This window comes from Streptomyces sp. NPDC091371 (assembly GCF_040684275.1).
In the GTDB taxonomy this organism is placed as follows: domain Bacteria; phylum Actinomycetota; class Actinomycetes; order Streptomycetales; family Streptomycetaceae; genus Streptomyces.
This window is the reverse complement of record NZ_JBFBFP010000001.1, coordinates 138,646-154,153: the sequence shown is the minus strand read 5'-3', so window position 1 is coordinate 154,153 and position 15,508 is coordinate 138,646. Positions and strand designations below refer to the sequence as shown.

The 15,508-nt window shown below is 73.1% G+C and carries 16 protein-coding genes; 7 read left to right on the top strand and 9 right to left on the bottom strand.

Annotated features, from left to right (window positions below; genetic code table 11):
• Positions 1 to 61: 61 nt before the first annotated feature.
• Positions 62 to 649, bottom strand: coding sequence for a TetR/AcrR family transcriptional regulator (locus tag AB0O21_RS00730; protein WP_365164483.1), 588 nt, complete (start codon positions 647 to 649; stop codon positions 62 to 64).
• Positions 646 to 2,181 carry a 3-hydroxyacyl-CoA dehydrogenase gene (locus tag AB0O21_RS00725; RefSeq protein WP_365164480.1) on the bottom strand — a complete coding sequence of 512 codons (1,536 nt, stop codon included), beginning with the start codon at positions 2,179 to 2,181 and terminating at the stop codon, positions 646 to 648. The genes AB0O21_RS00730 and AB0O21_RS00725 overlap by 4 nt, the downstream gene beginning before the upstream one ends.
• A 124-nt stretch (positions 2,182 to 2,305) precedes the next feature.
• On the opposite strand from AB0O21_RS00725, the gene paaN reads away from it, so the two are divergent.
• Positions 2,306 to 3,997: a phenylacetic acid degradation protein PaaN gene (paaN, locus tag AB0O21_RS00720; RefSeq protein ID WP_365164477.1), complete on the top strand. Its 1,692-nt coding sequence runs from the start codon at positions 2,306 to 2,308 to the stop codon at positions 3,995 to 3,997.
• On the opposite strand, the gene AB0O21_RS00715 is transcribed toward paaN, so the two are convergent.
• From AB0O21_RS00715 to AB0O21_RS00705, 3 genes are all read right to left on the bottom strand, one after another.
• On the bottom strand, positions 3,994 to 4,752 hold the full coding sequence (locus AB0O21_RS00715) for a TrmH family RNA methyltransferase (RefSeq protein ID WP_365164474.1): 759 nt from the start codon (positions 4,750 to 4,752) through the stop codon (positions 3,994 to 3,996). The genes paaN and AB0O21_RS00715 overlap by 4 nt on opposite strands.
• Before the next feature lie 204 nt (positions 4,753 to 4,956).
• The gene (locus tag AB0O21_RS00710; protein WP_365165403.1) at positions 4,957 to 6,123 is read right to left on the bottom strand and encodes an HTTM domain-containing protein; all 1,167 of its coding nucleotides are present in this window, start codon (positions 6,121 to 6,123) and stop codon (positions 4,957 to 4,959) included.
• Positions 6,120 to 6,815, bottom strand: a complete 696-nt coding sequence (locus AB0O21_RS00705; RefSeq protein ID WP_365164472.1) for a DUF5819 family protein — start codon at positions 6,813 to 6,815, stop codon at positions 6,120 to 6,122. The genes AB0O21_RS00710 and AB0O21_RS00705 overlap by 4 nt, the downstream gene beginning before the upstream one ends.
• A 136-nt stretch (positions 6,816 to 6,951) precedes the next feature.
• Between AB0O21_RS00705 and paaA the strand changes: the two genes are divergently transcribed.
• The 6 genes from paaA (at position 6,952) to AB0O21_RS00675 (ending at position 11,829) form a co-directional block, all read left to right on the top strand.
• A complete protein-coding gene (paaA, locus tag AB0O21_RS00700; protein ID WP_365164469.1) occupies positions 6,952 to 7,962 on the top strand; it encodes a 1,2-phenylacetyl-CoA epoxidase subunit PaaA in 1,011 nt (336 codons plus the stop codon).
• Positions 7,959 to 8,243, top strand: a complete 285-nt coding sequence (gene paaB / locus AB0O21_RS00695) for a 1,2-phenylacetyl-CoA epoxidase subunit PaaB (RefSeq protein ID WP_365164467.1) — start codon at positions 7,959 to 7,961, stop codon at positions 8,241 to 8,243. Before paaA ends, paaB begins: the two co-directional genes overlap by 4 nt.
• A 17-nt stretch (positions 8,244 to 8,260) precedes the next feature.
• Complete coding sequence (paaC, locus tag AB0O21_RS00690; protein WP_365165401.1) at positions 8,261 to 8,965, top strand: 1,2-phenylacetyl-CoA epoxidase subunit PaaC; 705 nt, start codon at positions 8,261 to 8,263, stop codon at positions 8,963 to 8,965.
• A complete protein-coding gene (paaD, locus tag AB0O21_RS00685) occupies positions 8,959 to 9,462 on the top strand; it encodes a 1,2-phenylacetyl-CoA epoxidase subunit PaaD (protein WP_365164465.1) in 504 nt (167 codons plus the stop codon). The genes paaC and paaD overlap by 7 nt, the downstream gene beginning before the upstream one ends.
• Complete coding sequence (locus tag AB0O21_RS00680) at positions 9,463 to 10,569, top strand: 2Fe-2S iron-sulfur cluster-binding protein (RefSeq protein WP_365164463.1); 1,107 nt, start codon at positions 9,463 to 9,465, stop codon at positions 10,567 to 10,569.
• Positions 10,570 to 10,686: 117 nt separating this feature from the next.
• Positions 10,687 to 11,829: an acyl-CoA dehydrogenase family protein gene (locus AB0O21_RS00675; protein WP_365164461.1), complete on the top strand. Its 1,143-nt coding sequence runs from the start codon at positions 10,687 to 10,689 to the stop codon at positions 11,827 to 11,829.
• Here AB0O21_RS00675 and AB0O21_RS00670 read toward each other — a convergent pair.
• From AB0O21_RS00670 to AB0O21_RS00655, 4 genes are all read right to left on the bottom strand, one after another.
• On the bottom strand, positions 11,826 to 12,170 hold the full coding sequence (locus tag AB0O21_RS00670) for a rhodanese-like domain-containing protein (protein WP_365164459.1): 345 nt from the start codon (positions 12,168 to 12,170) through the stop codon (positions 11,826 to 11,828). The two genes, AB0O21_RS00675 and AB0O21_RS00670, sit on opposite strands and share 4 nt — an antisense overlap.
• Before the next feature lie 231 nt (positions 12,171 to 12,401).
• Entirely contained in the window at positions 12,402 to 13,223 is an 822-nt protein-coding gene (locus AB0O21_RS00665) for a J domain-containing protein (protein ID WP_365164456.1), read from the bottom strand.
• A 151-nt stretch (positions 13,224 to 13,374) separates the two neighbouring features.
• On the bottom strand, positions 13,375 to 14,784 hold the full coding sequence (locus AB0O21_RS00660; protein ID WP_365164454.1) for a DUF2252 domain-containing protein: 1,410 nt from the start codon (positions 14,782 to 14,784) through the stop codon (positions 13,375 to 13,377).
• Between the two features lie 59 nt (positions 14,785 to 14,843).
• Positions 14,844 to 15,503: a response regulator transcription factor gene (locus tag AB0O21_RS00655; protein ID WP_365164452.1), complete on the bottom strand. Its 660-nt coding sequence runs from the start codon at positions 15,501 to 15,503 to the stop codon at positions 14,844 to 14,846.
• Between the last annotated feature and the right edge of the window lie 5 nt (positions 15,504 to 15,508).

The following is a 15,508-nucleotide window of genomic DNA, read 5'->3' as shown; positions in this document are numbered from 1 at the left end:
GCCACCCAGGAAGGTGCTCATGCGGCGTGCTCACACGCCGCCCCACCCCGGCGCCCCCCGTTTAGCGGGCGACCCGCAGCCCGTCCAAGGCCATGTGGACCACCGCGTCGGCGAGCTGGGCGTGGCTCGTGCCCGGGTGCGGGCGGTACCACTCGACCAGGGAGTTGACCATGCCGAACAGCAGCCGGGTGGCGAGGCGGATGTCCACGTCCGCCCGCAGGTCGCCGTCGGCCGCGGCGGCCTTGAGCAGGTCCGCCACCTGGTGGTCGAACTCGCGGCGGCGCTCCAGCGCCCACCGCTCGGTGCGGGTGTTGCCGCGCACGCGCAGCAGCAGCGTCACGTACGGCAGCTCCGAGACCAGGACCTCGACCGTGCGGCGCGTGACGTACTCGACGCGCTCGACCGCGCGGCCCCGTACGGCGCCCGGCTCCTCCAGGATCGCGAACAGGCCGTCGAGGGCGCGGCTGACGGCCCGGCGCAGCAGCTCCTCCTTGCCCGCGACGTGGTGGTAGATCGAGGACTTGGAGATGCCGGCGGCCTTGGAGAGGTGCTCCATCGAGGTGCCGTCGTAGCCCCGCTCGTTGAACACCTGGACGGCGACGGACAGCAGCGTCTCGGGCGTGTAGGTGTCCCGCTTGGCCGTCGTCATTCCGTCTCCCCCGTATCGTCCGCCGTGGCGTCGTCGTCCTCGCCCGCCTCGTACCCGAGCTTGAACAGCGCGAGCGAGGGCGCGTACCGGCCGCCGGGACAGCGCTCGTCCAGGTGGTGCAGCAGGTCGTACGCCCAGTCCCGGCCCAGCCGGTCGTGCCATTCGGCCGGGCCCACCGGGTAGTTGACCCCGAGCCGCATCGCCGTGTCGATGTCCTCGGCGGAGGCGACGCCGCGCGCGACCGCGTCGGCCGTCAGGTCGATCAGCATCGCGACGGTCCGGGCGACGATCATGCCGGGGACGTCGCCGATGACGGAGACCTGCTTGCCGAGCTTCTGGAAGAGGCCGATCGCCTCGGCGAGGGTCCGCTCGCTGGTGTCCGCGCTGGCGGACAGCGCGATCCGGGTGGCGGAGCGGTAGTCGAGCGCGAGGTCGAAGTAGACGACGTCCGCGAACTCCACCGAGGTCTTGCCGTCCGCGAGGACCAGCTGGCCCTCGCCGGGCAGCTGGATGTACGGGCCTCCGGGCCCGGTGGCCGTCACCGCGACCCCGGCCTCCTCCAGGAGCTCGGTCAGCTGCGCCGCGGGGCCCAGGTCACCGACGACGGTGACCTTCTCCGGGGCGTCCTCGGGGCCGGCGGTGTGCGGCAGCGGGGCGACGGCGTCCGGGCCGTACGGGTACCAGCCGTGCCCCGACTTGCGCCCGAGCCGGCCCGACTGGACCAGCCGGCGCTGCGCGAGGGACGGGGTGAACTTGGGGCTGCGGAAGAAGGACTCCCACACCGAGCGGGTCACGGCCTCGTTGACGTCCTGGCCGATCAGGTCGGTCAGCTGGAACGGGCCCATCTTGAAGCCGCCGCTCTCGCGGAGCACGGCGTCGATGGTGGCCGGGTCGGCGCCCCGCTCCTCGTACACCGCGAAGGCCTCGGCATAGAAGGGGCGGGCGATCCGGTTGACGATGAAGCCGGGGGTGTCGGCGCAGCGGACCGGGGTCTTCCCCCAGCCGAGGACGGTGCGGTACGCGCGGTCGGCGGCGGCCGCGTCGGTCGCGAAACCGCTGACCACCTCGACGAGCGGGAGCAGCGGGGCCGGGTTGAAGAAGTGCAGGCCGAGGAAGCGGCCGGGGTGCGCGAGACCGGCGGCGAGCTCGGTGACGGAGAGGGAGGAGGTGTTGGTGGCCAGCAGCGCGTCCGGCGAAACCACCTCTTCGAGGGCCTTGAACAGTGCGCGCTTGACCTCGACGTTCTCGACGACCGCCTCGATGACGAGGGCGGCGCCGGCGAGCTCGGCGAGGGCGGCGGCCGAATCGATTCGGCCGATCGCGTCCTCGGCCTCGGCGCGATCGAGACGGCCCTTGGCGGCCATCCGCTCGACGCGGTCCTGCACGAAGGAGACCCCGTCGGCGGCGAGCGCGGCGTCGATGTCGTAGATCAGCACGCGGTGACCTGCGAGAAGGGCGACCTGGGCGATGCCCTGACCCATGGTTCCCGCGCCGATGACCGCCACTGTGCGGGACCGCTCGATTGCTGTCATGTCCTGATCCTCCCGCACCGACTTATCCACAGGTCCGCCGGGCCCTCTTGTCCCGACCGATCGTTCGGTTACTCTAACTCCAGTCTGCTCTCCTTCGCCCGGCTCAACGAGGAGTTGGTCCCTGATGGCCGCCGAGCTCACCGTCCCCCAGCTGTCCGCGCTCTCCGACAGGCACCGGCCCACCCTGGACCAGGCCCTGTCCGCGATCCGCAGCCGCGCCTACTGGTCCCCGCACCCCGAGCACCCCAAGGCGTACGGCGAGACCGCCCCCGCCGACGGCCTCGCGGCCTTCCAGGCCCTCAGCGGCACCCGGTTCGAGCTGGACCAGCCCGGCACCGACGGCTGGACGGGCGGCGAGGTCTCCCCGTACGGCCCCCAGCTCGGCGTGGAGTACCCGCACGCGGACATGGACGTACTGCTGCCCGCGATGAAGGCCGGCATGGGCGCCTGGCGCGACGCCGGCCCCGAGGCGCGCGCCCTGGTCTGCATCGAGATCCTCGCGCGGATCTCCGCCCGCACCCACGAGTTCGCGCACGCGGTCATGCACACCACCGGCCAGGCCTTCATGATGGCGTTCCAGGCGGGCGGCCCCCACGCGCAGGACCGCGGCCTGGAGGCCGTGGCCTACGCGTACGAGGAGCAGACCCGGGTCCCCGGGCAGGCCGACTGGTCGAAGCCGCAGGGCAAGAAGGAGCCGCTGGAGCTCGGCAAGACCTTCACCGCGGTCCCGCGCGGCATCTCCCTGATGATCGGCTGCAACACCTTCCCGACGTGGAACGGCTACCCGGGCCTGTTCGCCTCGCTGGCCACGGGCAACCCGGTGCTGGTCAAGCCGCACCCCCGCGCGATCCTCCCGCTCGCCCTCACGGTCAAGGCGGCCCGCGAGGTGCTCGCCGAGACCGGCTTCGACCCGAACCTGGTCGCCCTCGCGGTGGAGCGCCCGGGCGAGGGCATCGCCAAGACCCTGGCCGTCCGCCCCGAGATCAAGCTGATCGACTACACCGGCTCGACGGAGTTCGGGGACTGGCTGGAGGCCAACGCCCGCCAGGCGCAGGTCTACACGGAGAAGGCGGGCGTCAACACCGTCCTCATCGACTCCACCGACAACTACAAGGGCATGCTGTCCAACCTGGCCTTCTCGCTCTCCCTCTACAGCGGCCAGATGTGCACCACCCCGCAGAACCTGCTGATCCCGCGCGACGGCATCGACACCGAAGCGGGCCACAAGACGTACGACGAGGTCGTCGCCGACCTCGCGGCCTCCGTCGGCGGCCTGCTGGGCGACGACGCCCGGGCCAACGCGCTGCTCGGCGCCCTGGTCAACCCGGACGTCAAGGCCCGCCTGGAGGCGGCCGCCGCCCTCGGCGAGGTCGCGCTGCCCTCCCGCGAGATCGTGAACCCCGAGTTCCCGGACGCGGTGGTCCGCACCCCGGTGATGGTCAAGCTGGACGCCGGCAAGCCGGACCCGGAGGCCCCGTACCTCTCGGAGTGCTTCGGCCCCGTCTCCTTCGCGGTGGCGGTCGACTCCACCACGGACGCCCTGGAGCTCCTGCGCCGCACGGTCCGCGAGAAGGGCGCGATGACGGTCGGCGCCTACACGACCTCCGCGGACACCGAGCGCGCCATCGAGGAGGTCTGCCTGGAGGAGTCCGCGCAGCTCTCCCTGAACCTGACCGGCGGGGTCTTCGTCAACCAGACGGCGGCCTTCTCGGACTTCCACGGCTCGGGCGGCAACCCGGCGGCCAACGCGGCGCTCTGCGACGGCGCGTTCGTCTCGAACCGCTTCCGCGTGGTGGAGGTCCGCCGCCAGGCCTAATCCTGGCGGGGCCCACCCCAGTGGAACAGCGCCATGGCAACGCTGGTCGCCAGGTTGTAGCTGGACACCTGCGGCCGCATCGGCAGGGACACCAGGTGATCGGCGCGGGCGCGCAGCTCGGGCGAGATGCCGTGGCGTTCCGAGCCGAAGGCGAGCAGGGCGTCGTCTGGGAGGGTGAGGGCGCGGATGTCCTCACCCTCCGGGTCGAGCGCGTAGAGCGGCCCGGGCGGCAGTTCGTCCAGTTCGAGCCGCTCCACGATGGTGGCGTAGTGCAGCCCGGCGCCGGCCCGGACCACGTTCGGGTGCCAGGGGTCGAGGTCGCCCCGGGTCACCACGCCGGTGGCACCGAAGCCGGCGGCGAGCCGGACGACGGCGCCGACGTTGCCGAGGTTGCGGGGGTTGTCGAGCACGACGACGGGCGCGGACCTGGGCATCCGGCCCAGCCCGGCGATGCCCGCCGCCCGGTCGGGCCGCCGGGCGAGCGCGGCGACCCCGGTGGGGTGCACACGGGGCAGCAGCCCCTTGAGCGGAGCCTGCCGCACGAGCCGGGCCACGTCCGCCTCGACATCGGGAGCCAGCGCTGCCGCCAGCCCCCGTACGGCCTCCGGCTCATCGGCGACGGCCATCCGCACGTCGGCCCCGAACCGCAGGGCGTGCTTCAACGCGTGGAACCCGTCGAGCAGCACGAGCCCGCCGTCCCCGGCTGCCTCCTGCCACTCCCGCACGATCTCCCGGGTCCCCTGCGCATCACTCATACCCCGACCCTAAGGTCCGCCCCCAGCCACACCGCTGCGCGGGGCCGTCCCCTACCCGCCCTTCCACCGTTCCCCGCGGCTCCGCCCCGGACCCCGCTCCTCAGCGAAATCCAGCCTCGCCGGCGTTTGAGGCGCGGGGTCTGGGGCGGAGCCCCAGGTGCTTCAGCCCGTCCGGCGTTTGAGGACCGGGGTCCGGGCAGGGGCTCAGCCGCCGATCGCGCTCGGGGCCGGCTCCGCAGGAGCAAGCGCCGGCTCCGCCTCCGCGGCAACCCGCCGCCGCCCGAACCGCACCACGGCCACCCGCGCCCCCGCCCACACCAAGAACCCCGTCGGCAAGAACACCGCATCGGCGGCGATCATCGCCAAGGAGAAGAACGGCAGCCCCAACAGCACCGCGATCCCCGCATGCTCCAGCATCATCACCCCGAGCAGCACGTTCTTGATCCGCCGGTTGAACAGCGTGAACGGGAACGCGACCTGCACCGCCACCGTCCCGTACGTCAGCAGCAGCACCAGCGTCCCGCTGCCCGCCAGCACCCCCGACAGCCCCGGCCACGGCGTGAAGTAGTCCAGCCCCAGCGGGTAGTACAAGGCCGTCCCGTCCTGCCACCGCGAGCCCTGGATCTTGTACCAGCCCGCCGTGGCGTAGATCAGGCAGACCTCCGCCATGATCACCAGCATCCCCGCGTTGTGCAGCAGGTTGGCCAGGACGTCCAGGACGGCCCGCCCCTCCCCCTCCGGCTCGTAGCGGTCCACCAGCCACCACAGCCCGCACACCACCCACAGCGCCGCGAACGCCGCCACCCAGCCCGCGCTGAACCGCCAGGTCACCGTCCCGTACGCGTACAGCACCCCCAGCACGCCCCACAGCACCGGCCCTGCGGCGCCGGCCGAGGCCGACCCCCGCCCGGCGGCCCTGCGCGCGTCCAGCGACCACACCTGCGCGCAGCGGGTCAGCACCAGGTAGATCGCCATCAGGTGGATGACGTTGTCCCCGCCGTCGCCCATGAAGACGCTGCGGTTCTGCAGGGACAGCACCCCGATCATGAACACCACGGACGTGGCCCTGGTCCGCCAGCCCAGCAGCAGCCCGACGCTCGCCAGCACGGCGACCGCGTAGACGATCTCGAACCACACGGCCGAGTCGGACCACATCAGCACGCTGAAGGCCCCGTTGGAGTCCGTCAGCCGCTCGGCGAGCTCCCAGCTCCACGGCCCGTCCGGCCCGTACAGCTCGCCGCGGTTCGGGAACTCCCGCAGCAGGAAGAAGAGCCACGTCCCGGCGAAGCCGATGCGCACCACGGCGCTCTGGTACGGGCCCAGCGCCCGCCCCGTGACCTGCGCGAGCCCCCTCGCCAGACCGGCTCTCACACGGTCCACCACGGCAGCTCCCGGTAGTACGTCTGGGTGTCGGTGTTCTCGTCGCTCCACTTCGGCGCGGCCACCGCCGTCGTCGCCGAGCGCAGCTGGATCTGCAGCAGGCGTCCGCCCGCGCGCTCCACGTGCTCCGGGGTCAGCCGGGCCACCGCGATCCGCCGCAGGTACTGCTCGGACAGCTCGCCGCGCTCCCCGTTCGGGTTGTTGTCGTCGTCGTGGGAGCCGGTGAAGAAGTCCCAGGCCCTGCGGAGCTCGTTCTGCTCGGTGTGGCTCGGCAGCAGGCTGTGCCGGATGGCCGCGGCGTCCTCGGCGCTCAGGTCGCGCCAGTCGGTGGTGACCAGCTCGCCGGCGGCGGTGCGCACCTGGGCGCGTACCTCCACGGCGATGTTCTGCTGGAGCGGGTTGGGCGCGAAGAGCTTCCAGTTCTGTTCGAACTCGGGGTAGATCCAGTCGTCGACCGTCTTCGCGTGCTGCTTGCTCACCGTGTTGGACGGGGCGACGTGCAGGAAGACGAGCGCGAGGTGCGCGCAGGCGGCCGCGGCCACGGCCCCCAGGGCCAGGGCGGCCACGACCCGGTACGGGGTGGCCAGTCCGGCGATACCCGGCACCCGCGGCGGCGGTGGAACGGCCGACGAAACGGGCGGTTCGGCGGCCCCTCCGCCGCGCTCGTCCTCGTAGGAATCCATCCCGCCCCGATCCTCCGGCGTCCACAGGGTTGACCACAGAGGTTGACACCCTACGGGCCGCCGTCTCACCATTGAAGAGGATGAACCGAACGATCGGTCGGTCGGGCGGACGGCAGACTCTTACCAAGGGGCCGGGATGGTGGCAGTGACCCCGGAGACAGATCCGGACATGAGCGCACAGCTCGCGGCGGCGTTCGACGCGGCCGTGGCGGCGGAGGAGCGCGTGGAACCGCGCGACTGGATGCCCGAGAAGTACCGCGCGACCTTGGTCCGCCAGATGGCCCAGCACGCCCACTCCGAGATCATCGGCATGCAGCCGGAGGCGAACTGGATCACCCGCGCCCCCTCGCTGCGCCGCAAGGCCATCCTGATGGCCAAGGTGCAGGACGAGGCCGGCCACGGGCTGTACCTCTACAGCGCGGCCGAGACGCTCGGCACCAGCCGCGACGAGCTGCTCGACATGCTCCACGCGGGCAAGCAGAAGTACTCGTCGATCTTCAACTACCCCACCCTGACCTGGGCGGACGTCGGCGCCATCGGCTGGCTCGTGGACGGCGCGGCGATCACCAACCAGGTGCCGATCTGCCGCTGCTCCTACGGGCCGTACGCCCGCGCCATGGTCCGGATCTGCAAGGAGGAGTCCTTCCACCAGCGCCAGGGCTTCGAGCTCCTCATGGCCCTGTCCAAGGGCACCGAGGCCCAGCACGCGATGGCGCAGGACGCGGTGGACCGCTGGTGGTGGCCCTCCCTGATGATGTTCGGCCCGCCGGACGACGAGTCGTCGCACTCGGCCCAGTCGATGGCCTGGCGGATCAAGCGGCACTCCAACGACGAGCTGCGCCAGCGGTTCGTGGACATCGCCGTCCCGCAGGCGGAGGCCCTGGGCCTGACCCTGCCCGACCCGGACCTCAAGTGGAACGAGGAGCGCGGGCACCACGACTTCGGCGCCATCGACTGGGCCGAGTTCTGGGACGTCCTCAAGGGCAACGGCCCCTGCAACGAGCAGCGGCTCGGCCAGCGGCGCAGGGCCCACGAAGAGGGCGCCTGGGTGCGCGACGCGGCCGCGGCGTACGCGGAGAAGCAAGCGGCGAACGCTGCCGCAGGGAACGCACAGAACGCACAGAACGACGTGGAGGCACGGGTATGACGCAGAACTGGCCCCTGTGGGAGGTGTTCGTGCGCTCGCGGCGAGGCCTCTCGCACACGCACGCGGGAAGCCTGCACGCCCCCGACGCGGAAATGGCCCTGCGCAACGCCCGCGACCTGTACACGCGGCGCGGTGAGGGCATCTCCATCTGGGTCGTGCCCTCCACGGAGATAACCGCCTCCTCCCCGGACGAGCGGGACCCCTTCTTCGCCGCGTCCGCCGACAAGCCCTACCGGCACCCCACCTTCTACGACATCCCGGAGGGGGTGAGCCACCTGTGACCAGCACCGATGTCACCATGTCGGCCGCCCTCGCCCTGGGTGACGACGCGCTGATCCTCTCCCACCGCCTCGGCGAATGGGCCGGGCACGCCCCGGTCCTGGAGGAGGAGGTCGCCCTCGCCAACATCGCCCTCGACCTGCTCGGCCAGGCCCGCATCCTGCTGTCCATGGCCGGTGACGAGGACGAGCTGGCCTTCCTGCGCGAGGAGCGCTCCTTCCGCAACCTCCAGCTGGTCGAGCAGCCCAACGGGGACTTCGCCCACACCATCGCCCGCCAGCTGTTCTTCTCCTTCCACCAGCACGAGCTGTACGGGGAACTGGCGCGCGGCGACGGCCCGTTCGCCCCGCTGGCGGCCAAGGCCGTCAAGGAGACCGCGTACCACCGCGACCACGCCGAGCAGTGGACCCTGCGGCTCGGCGACGGCACGCGGGAGAGCCACGACCGCATGCGGGCCGCGCTGGCCGCGCTGTGGAAGTTCACCGGCGAGATGTTCCAGCCGGTGGAGGGGCTCGACGGCGTGGACTGGGCCGCCTTGGAACAGCGCTGGCTGGCCGCCGTGGGCGACGTCCTGCGGCGGGCCGGGCTCGACCTGCCCGAAGGGCCCCGCACCGGGGCCTGGGCGGCCGGAGCCGGCCGCCAGGGCCTGCACACCGAGCCGTTCGGCCGGATGCTCGCCGAGATGCAGCACCTGCACCGCAGCCATCCGGGGGCGTCATGGTGACCGGCACCGCGACCACCCGCCTGGAGGCGGAGCTGGCCGAACTGGCCGGGTCCGTTCCCGACCCCGAACTGCCCGTGCTCACCCTCGGGGAGCTCGGCGTGGTGCGCGGCGTGCGGATGCACGAGGACGGCCACGCCGAGGTCACCCTCACCCCCACCTACACCGGCTGCCCGGCCATCGAGGCCATGTCCGCCGACATCGAGCGGGCCCTCACCGGCCACGGCATACCCGAGGTGCGGGTGACCACGGTGCTCTCCCCCGCCTGGTCCACCGACGACATCAGCGCCGAGGGCCGCCGCAAGCTCGCCGAGTTCGGCATCGCCCCGCCCCGGCCGCACGCGGCCGGCGGGCCGGTCCCGCTCACCCTGTCCGTCCGCTGCCCGAACTGCGGATCGACCGACACCGAACTGCTCAGCCGGTTCTCCTCCACCGCGTGCAAGGCACTGCGCCGCTGCGTCGCCTGCCGCGAACCGTTCGACCACTTCAAGGAGCTGTAGATGGCCGCACCCCGCCACGGCGCGTTCCACCCGCTGACGGTGGCGGACGTCGACCGGCTCACCGACGACTCGGTGGCCCTGACCCTGCGGGTCCCCGAGGAACTGCGCGAGGACTACCGGCACGCCCCCGGCCAGCACCTGACCCTGCGCCGCGCCGCCCCCGAGGGAGCCGCGGAGATCCGGCGGACCTACTCGATCTGCTCCCCCGCCCCGGCGCCGGACGGCCCGGGCCCGGAGCTGCTGCGGGTCGGCGTGCGGCTGGTGGAGGGCGGCGAGTTCTCCACGTTCGCCCACAAGGAGATCGCCGCCGGGGACGTGCTGGACGTCATGGTCCCGGCCGGCCGGTTCGTACTGGACCCGGCCACCGCCCCGGCCGCCGGGCACTACGCGGCGATCGTCGGCGGCAGCGGCATCACCCCGGTGCTGTCGATCGCCGCGACCGTCCTCTCCGCCCGGCCCGACGCCCGCTTCTGCCTGGTCCGCAGCGACCGCACGGCCGCGTCGACGATGTTCCTGGAGGAGGTCGCCGACCTCAAGGACCGCTACCCGGCCCGCTTCCAGCTGGTGACGGTCCTCTCCCGCGAGGAGCAGGAAGCCGGGCTGCCCTCCGGCCGCCTCGACGAGGAGCGCCTGGCCGGCCTGCTGCCCGCGCTGCTGCCCGTCGCGGAGGTGACGGGCTGGTTCCTGTGCGGCCCCTACGGGCTGGTGCAGGGCGCGGAGCGGGCCCTGGCCGCGCTGGGAGTCGCCCGCACCCGGGTGCACGAGGAGATCTTCCACGTCGAGGACACCGCCCCGGCCCCGGTCCGCACCGCTGCTTCGACGGCCGCCTCCCACGTGCGGGTCACCGCCCGCCTCGACGGCCGCTCCGGCACCTGGCCGGTCCAGGACGGCGAATCCCTCCTCGACGCGGTGCTCCGCAACCGCGCGGACGCCCCCTACGCCTGCAAGGGCGGCGTCTGCGGCACGTGCCGGGCGTTCCTGGTGACGGGCGAGGTCACGATGGAGCGGAACTTCGCCCTCGAATCCGAGGAGACCGAGGCCGGCTTCGTCCTGGCGTGCCAGTCGCACGCGGTGACGGAGGAAGTGGAGATCGACTTCGACCGCTGAACCGCCGGGCACCCGCCCCCTGCGCCGCCACAGGGCCCTGTCCATTTCCAGGAACGTGTTCTATCTTGACGCACCGTCAGACAGAACGGATCCGGTGCGCGCACGGGAGGACAGGCAGTGGACTTCACCTTCACCGAGGAGCAGCAGGCGGCCGTCGAAGCGGCGAAGGCCGTGTTCGCGGACGTCGCGGCCGACGGCGTGCCCAGCCCCGCGCTCACCCCCGGGGCCGTCGCCGACGACTTCGACCGCCCGCTGTGGGCCAAACTCGCCGGGTCCGACCTGCTGGGCCTGGTCCTCGCCGAGGAACACGGCGGCGCCGGCCTGGACGCCATCGCCCTGTGCCTGGTGCTGCGCGAGGCCTCGAAGGTACTGGCCCGGGTGCCGCTGCTGGAGCACTGCGCCACCGCCATGGCCGTCCAGGCCCACGGCAGCCCCGAGCTGGCCGCCGCCCTGCTGCCCGGCGCCGGGCGCGGCACCCTCGTCCTGACCGTCGCCGCGCACGGCCGCTCCGGCCACGACCCGGCCGAACTCGCCGTCCTCGCCCGCCGGGACGGCACGGAATGGATCCTGGAGGGCACCCAGACCGCCGTCCCCTGGGCACAGAGCGCCGACTGGATCGCCGTACCCGCCCACACCGGAGAAGGCGAAGCCGTCCTCGCGCTCGTCGCACGCACCGCCTGCGGCCTCGCGCTCGCCGAACAGGTCTCCACCAACGGGGAGCGGCTCGCCGAACTCGCCCTGGACGGCGTACGGGTGGCCGCGACGCACCTCATCGACACCCCGGGCGCCTGGGAGCGGCTGCGCCAGCTCCTCGCCACCGGAACCTGCGCCCTGGCCCTGGGCCTCGGCGAAGGCGTCCTAGCGATGACCAGCCAATACACGAGCAAGCGCGAGCAGTTCGGCTTCCCGGTGGCCACCTTCCAGGCCGTCGCCGTCCAGGCCGCGGACCGCTACATCGACCTGCGCGCCATGGAGGTCACCCTCTGGCAGGCCGCCTGGCGGCTCGACGCGGCGACCGCCGGAGCAGGCGGCCCGCTGCCGAGCTCGGGCGACGTCGCGGTCGCCAAGATCTGGGCCTCGGAGGGCGTACGCCGGGTCGTGCAGACCGCCCAGCACCTGCACGGCGGCTTCGGCGCCGACACCGACTACCCGCTGCACCGCTACCACGCGTGGGCCAAGCAGCTGGAACTCCAGCTGGGCCCGGCCGCGGCCCACGAGGAAGCCCTGGGCGACCTCCTGGCCGCCCACCCCCTCGCCTAGAGGACGAAGGCCGGGTTCCCGCTCTCCGTCACCATCGGGCGCCCGGCACGTTCCCAGGCCTGCATCCCGCCGTCGACGTTCACGGCGTCGATGTCCTGGCGCACCAGGTACTGGGTGACCTGCGCGGAACGCCCGCCCACCCGGCACATCACGTGCACCCGGCGGCCGTCCTCGACGGCCTCCGTCAGCTCACCGAAGCGGGCCACGAAGTCGCTCATCGGGATGTGCAGCGCACCCTCGACGTGCCCGGCCGCCCATTCATCGTCCTCACGGACGTCCAGGACAAAGCCTTCGGAGGGCACCGCGGCGGCGTCCACCGAGGGAAGCGGTCCGAAGTTCATACGTCGCCTTCTCTCATCACAGATCCGACCCCCAACCTATCCGCCCCACCAGCCCCCCATCCACACCCGCCGCAGCCAAATCCAGCCCCGCCGGCACCCTCCGACCCGCCGGGGGCAAATCCAGCCCCGCCGGCGTTTGAGGCGCGGGGTCCGGGGCGGAGCCCCGAAAGCCGGGCGCAGCCCGGGCCGCTCGCGCAGCGGCGCCGCACCCGCCCCGCCCCCCGGCCCACATCAACCGGCGGCCAGCGCCTCGGCCAGTTCCGCCTCCCGCTCGGAAACCTGCGCGAGCAGCTGCTCCGCGATCTCCTCCAGCAGCCGGTCCGGGTCGTCCGGGGCCATCCTCAGCATGGACCCGATCGCACTGTCCTCCAGCTCCTTGGCGACGAGCGCCAGCAGCTCCTTGCGCTGCGAGAGCCACTCCAGCCGGGCGTACAGCTCCTCGCTCTCGCTCGGCACCACCGCCGCTTCCGGCACGGGCCCCGCCGCCCACTCCTCGGCCAGCTCGCGCAGCAGCTTCTCCTCGCCGCGCCCGTACGCCGCGTTGACCCGCGCGATGAACGCGTCGCGCCGCTCCCGCTCGGCCTCGTCCTGGGCGAGGTCCGGGTGGGCCTGGCGGACCAGCTCGCGGTAGAGCCGGCGTACCTCCTCCGTCGGCCGCACCCGCTCCGGCGGCCGCACCGGCTGGTCGGTGAGCATCGCACCCGCGTCGTCGGAGATCCCCTCCGAGCCCATCCAGTCGTGGAACAGCTCGTCCACCCCGGGCATCGGCATGACCAGCGAACGCGCGTCCCGCGCCCGCCGCAGGTCCTCGGGATCCCCGGTACGGGCCGCCTTCGCCTCGGCGATCAGCGCGTCCAGCTCGTCGAGCCGCGTGTACATCGGGCCGAGCTTCTGGTGGTGCAGGCGGGAGAAGTTCTCCACCTCCACCCGGAAGGTCTCCACCGCGATCTCGAACTCGATCAGCGCCTGCTCGGCGGCCCGCACGGCCCGCTCCAGCCGCGCCTCGGGCCGCTCGTCGGCGGTCTGCTCAGGCTGCTCGGTGTACTCGCTCACCCGGCCAGCCTACGGCCCCCCACAAGGGGCGATGTTTCACGTGAAACATCGCCCCATCCAGCGCCCGGGCGCGGCCCGGAGCCGCTCGCGCAGCGGCGCCGCACCCACCACCCCGCCCGGCCCGCCGCAAGGCGCCCGGCGAGGGGTCACGTCAGACGCCCAGCTCCGCCGCGATCCGCCCGCTCCGCACCGCCGCCACCAGATCCGCGTGGTCGGCCTCCGTGCGGTCCGCGTAGGCCACCGCGAACGCGGCCACCGCCTCGTCCAGCTCGTCGTTCTTCCCGCAGTAGCCGGCCAGCAGCCGCGGATCGGCGCTGTGCGCGTGCGCCCGGGCCAGCAGGGCCCCGGTCATCCGCCCGTAGTCGTCGATCTGGTCGACGGCCAGCGCCGCCGGGTCCACGCTCCCCTTGCGGTTGCGGAACTGCCTCACCTGGAACGGCCGGCCCTCCACCGTGGTCCAGCCCAGCATGATGTCCGACACCACCTGCATCCGCTTCTGCCCGGACACCACCCGGCGCCCCTCGTGCTGCACCGGCCCCGTCTCGAAGCCCGCCGGCAGGTGCGGCAGCAGCACCGACGGCCGCGCCTCCTTCACCTGCAGCACCAGCGGCTCGCCCCGGTGGTCCAGCAGCAGCACGACGTACGAACGGGTGCCCACGCTCCCGGTCCCCACCACGCGGAACGCCACGTCGTGGATCGCGTACCGGGCCAGCAGCGGCAGCCGGTCCCCCTGCAGCGTGCTCAGGTACGGGCCCAGCGAGGCCGCCACGGCCGCCGCCTCCTCGTCCCCGACCCGGCGCAGCACCGGCAGCGCGTCCACGAAGCGGCGCCCGCCGTCCGGCCCGATCTCCGTCGACTTGGCGGCGAACCGGGCCGAGGTGTTGTTACGGGCCTTGTGCGAGACCCGCTCCAGCGTGCCCAGCAGATCACGCGCATCGGTGTGCGAGACGAGCTCCTCGTCCGCGATGGCGTTCCACGCGTCCAGCGCCGGCAGCTTCGCCAGCAGCCGCATGGTCCGCCGGTAGGCGCCCACCGCGTCCAGCGCGGCCGCCCGGCAGGTGTCCTCGTCCGCGCCGGCCACCCGCCCGGCCAGCACCAGCGAGGCCGCCAGCCGCTTCACGTCCCACTCCCACGGACCGAACACCGTCTCGTCGAAGTCGTTCAGGTCGATGACGAGCCGCCCCCGCGCATCCCCGTACAGCCCGAAGTTCGCCGCGTGCGCGTCCCCGCACAGCTGCGTGCCGATGCCGGTCACCACGCCGCCCGACAGGTCGTGCGCCATCAGCCCGGCCGCCCCGCGCAGGAACGCGAACGGGTTCGCGGCCATCCGCCCCACCCGTATCGGCGTCAGCTCGGCGACCCGCCCCGCGTTGGACTCCTCCACCGCGCGCACGGCGTCCGGACGCCCGGCCGGCACCTCGAAGCGGGCGTGCGCCGACCGCGGCACGCGGCCGCGCAGCGCCCTGCCCTCCTCCTTCGGCGAGCCGGCCGCCACCCGCGGCGCGAAGCCCGCCACCCCAGGGATCCGCTGCCCCGCACGCTGCCCGACAACCGCCGCCATCCGCGCCGCCCCCACCCGTCACCCGTACATTGATCGCTGCCAGAACGGGCTGACCGTACCTACAGCCCGGCGTCCCTGGCCAGCAGTGCCGCCTGCACCCGGTTCTCGCACCCCAGCTTCGCCAGGATCCGGCTCACGTACGTCTTCACGGTCGCCTCGCTCATGTGCAGCCGCCGGCCCGCGTCCGCGTTCGACAGCCCCTCCCCCAGCAGCGCCAGCACCCCGCGCTCCCGTTCGCTCAGCTCCGCCACCTGCCGCCGGGCCTCCTCGCCGCGCACCGCGGCCTTCCCGGACGCCAGCTGGTCCACCACGTGCCGGGTCGCTCCCGGCGAGAGGTACGCGTCCCCGGCCGCGGCCGCCCGCACCGCGCCGATCAGCTCGCCCGGCGCCGAGTCCTTCAGCAGGAAGCCCGCACCGCCCTGGCCCAGCGCCCGCAGCACGTTCTCCTTCTCCCCGAAGGTCGTCAGGATCAGCGCCCGCGCCTGGGGCACCGCCCGCACCAGCTCCCCCAGCGCGGTCAGCCCGTCCATCACGGGCATCTGGATGTCCAGCAGCACCACGTCCGGCGCGTGCGAACGGGCCAGCTCCACCGCCTCCCGGCCGTTCGCCGCCTCCGCGACGACCTCGATGTCCGGTGCCGAGGTAAGGATCATCCTGATCCCGGCCCGGATCAGCGGCTCGTCGTCGGCGATCACCACTCTGATCACTTCGGCTGTCACCCGCG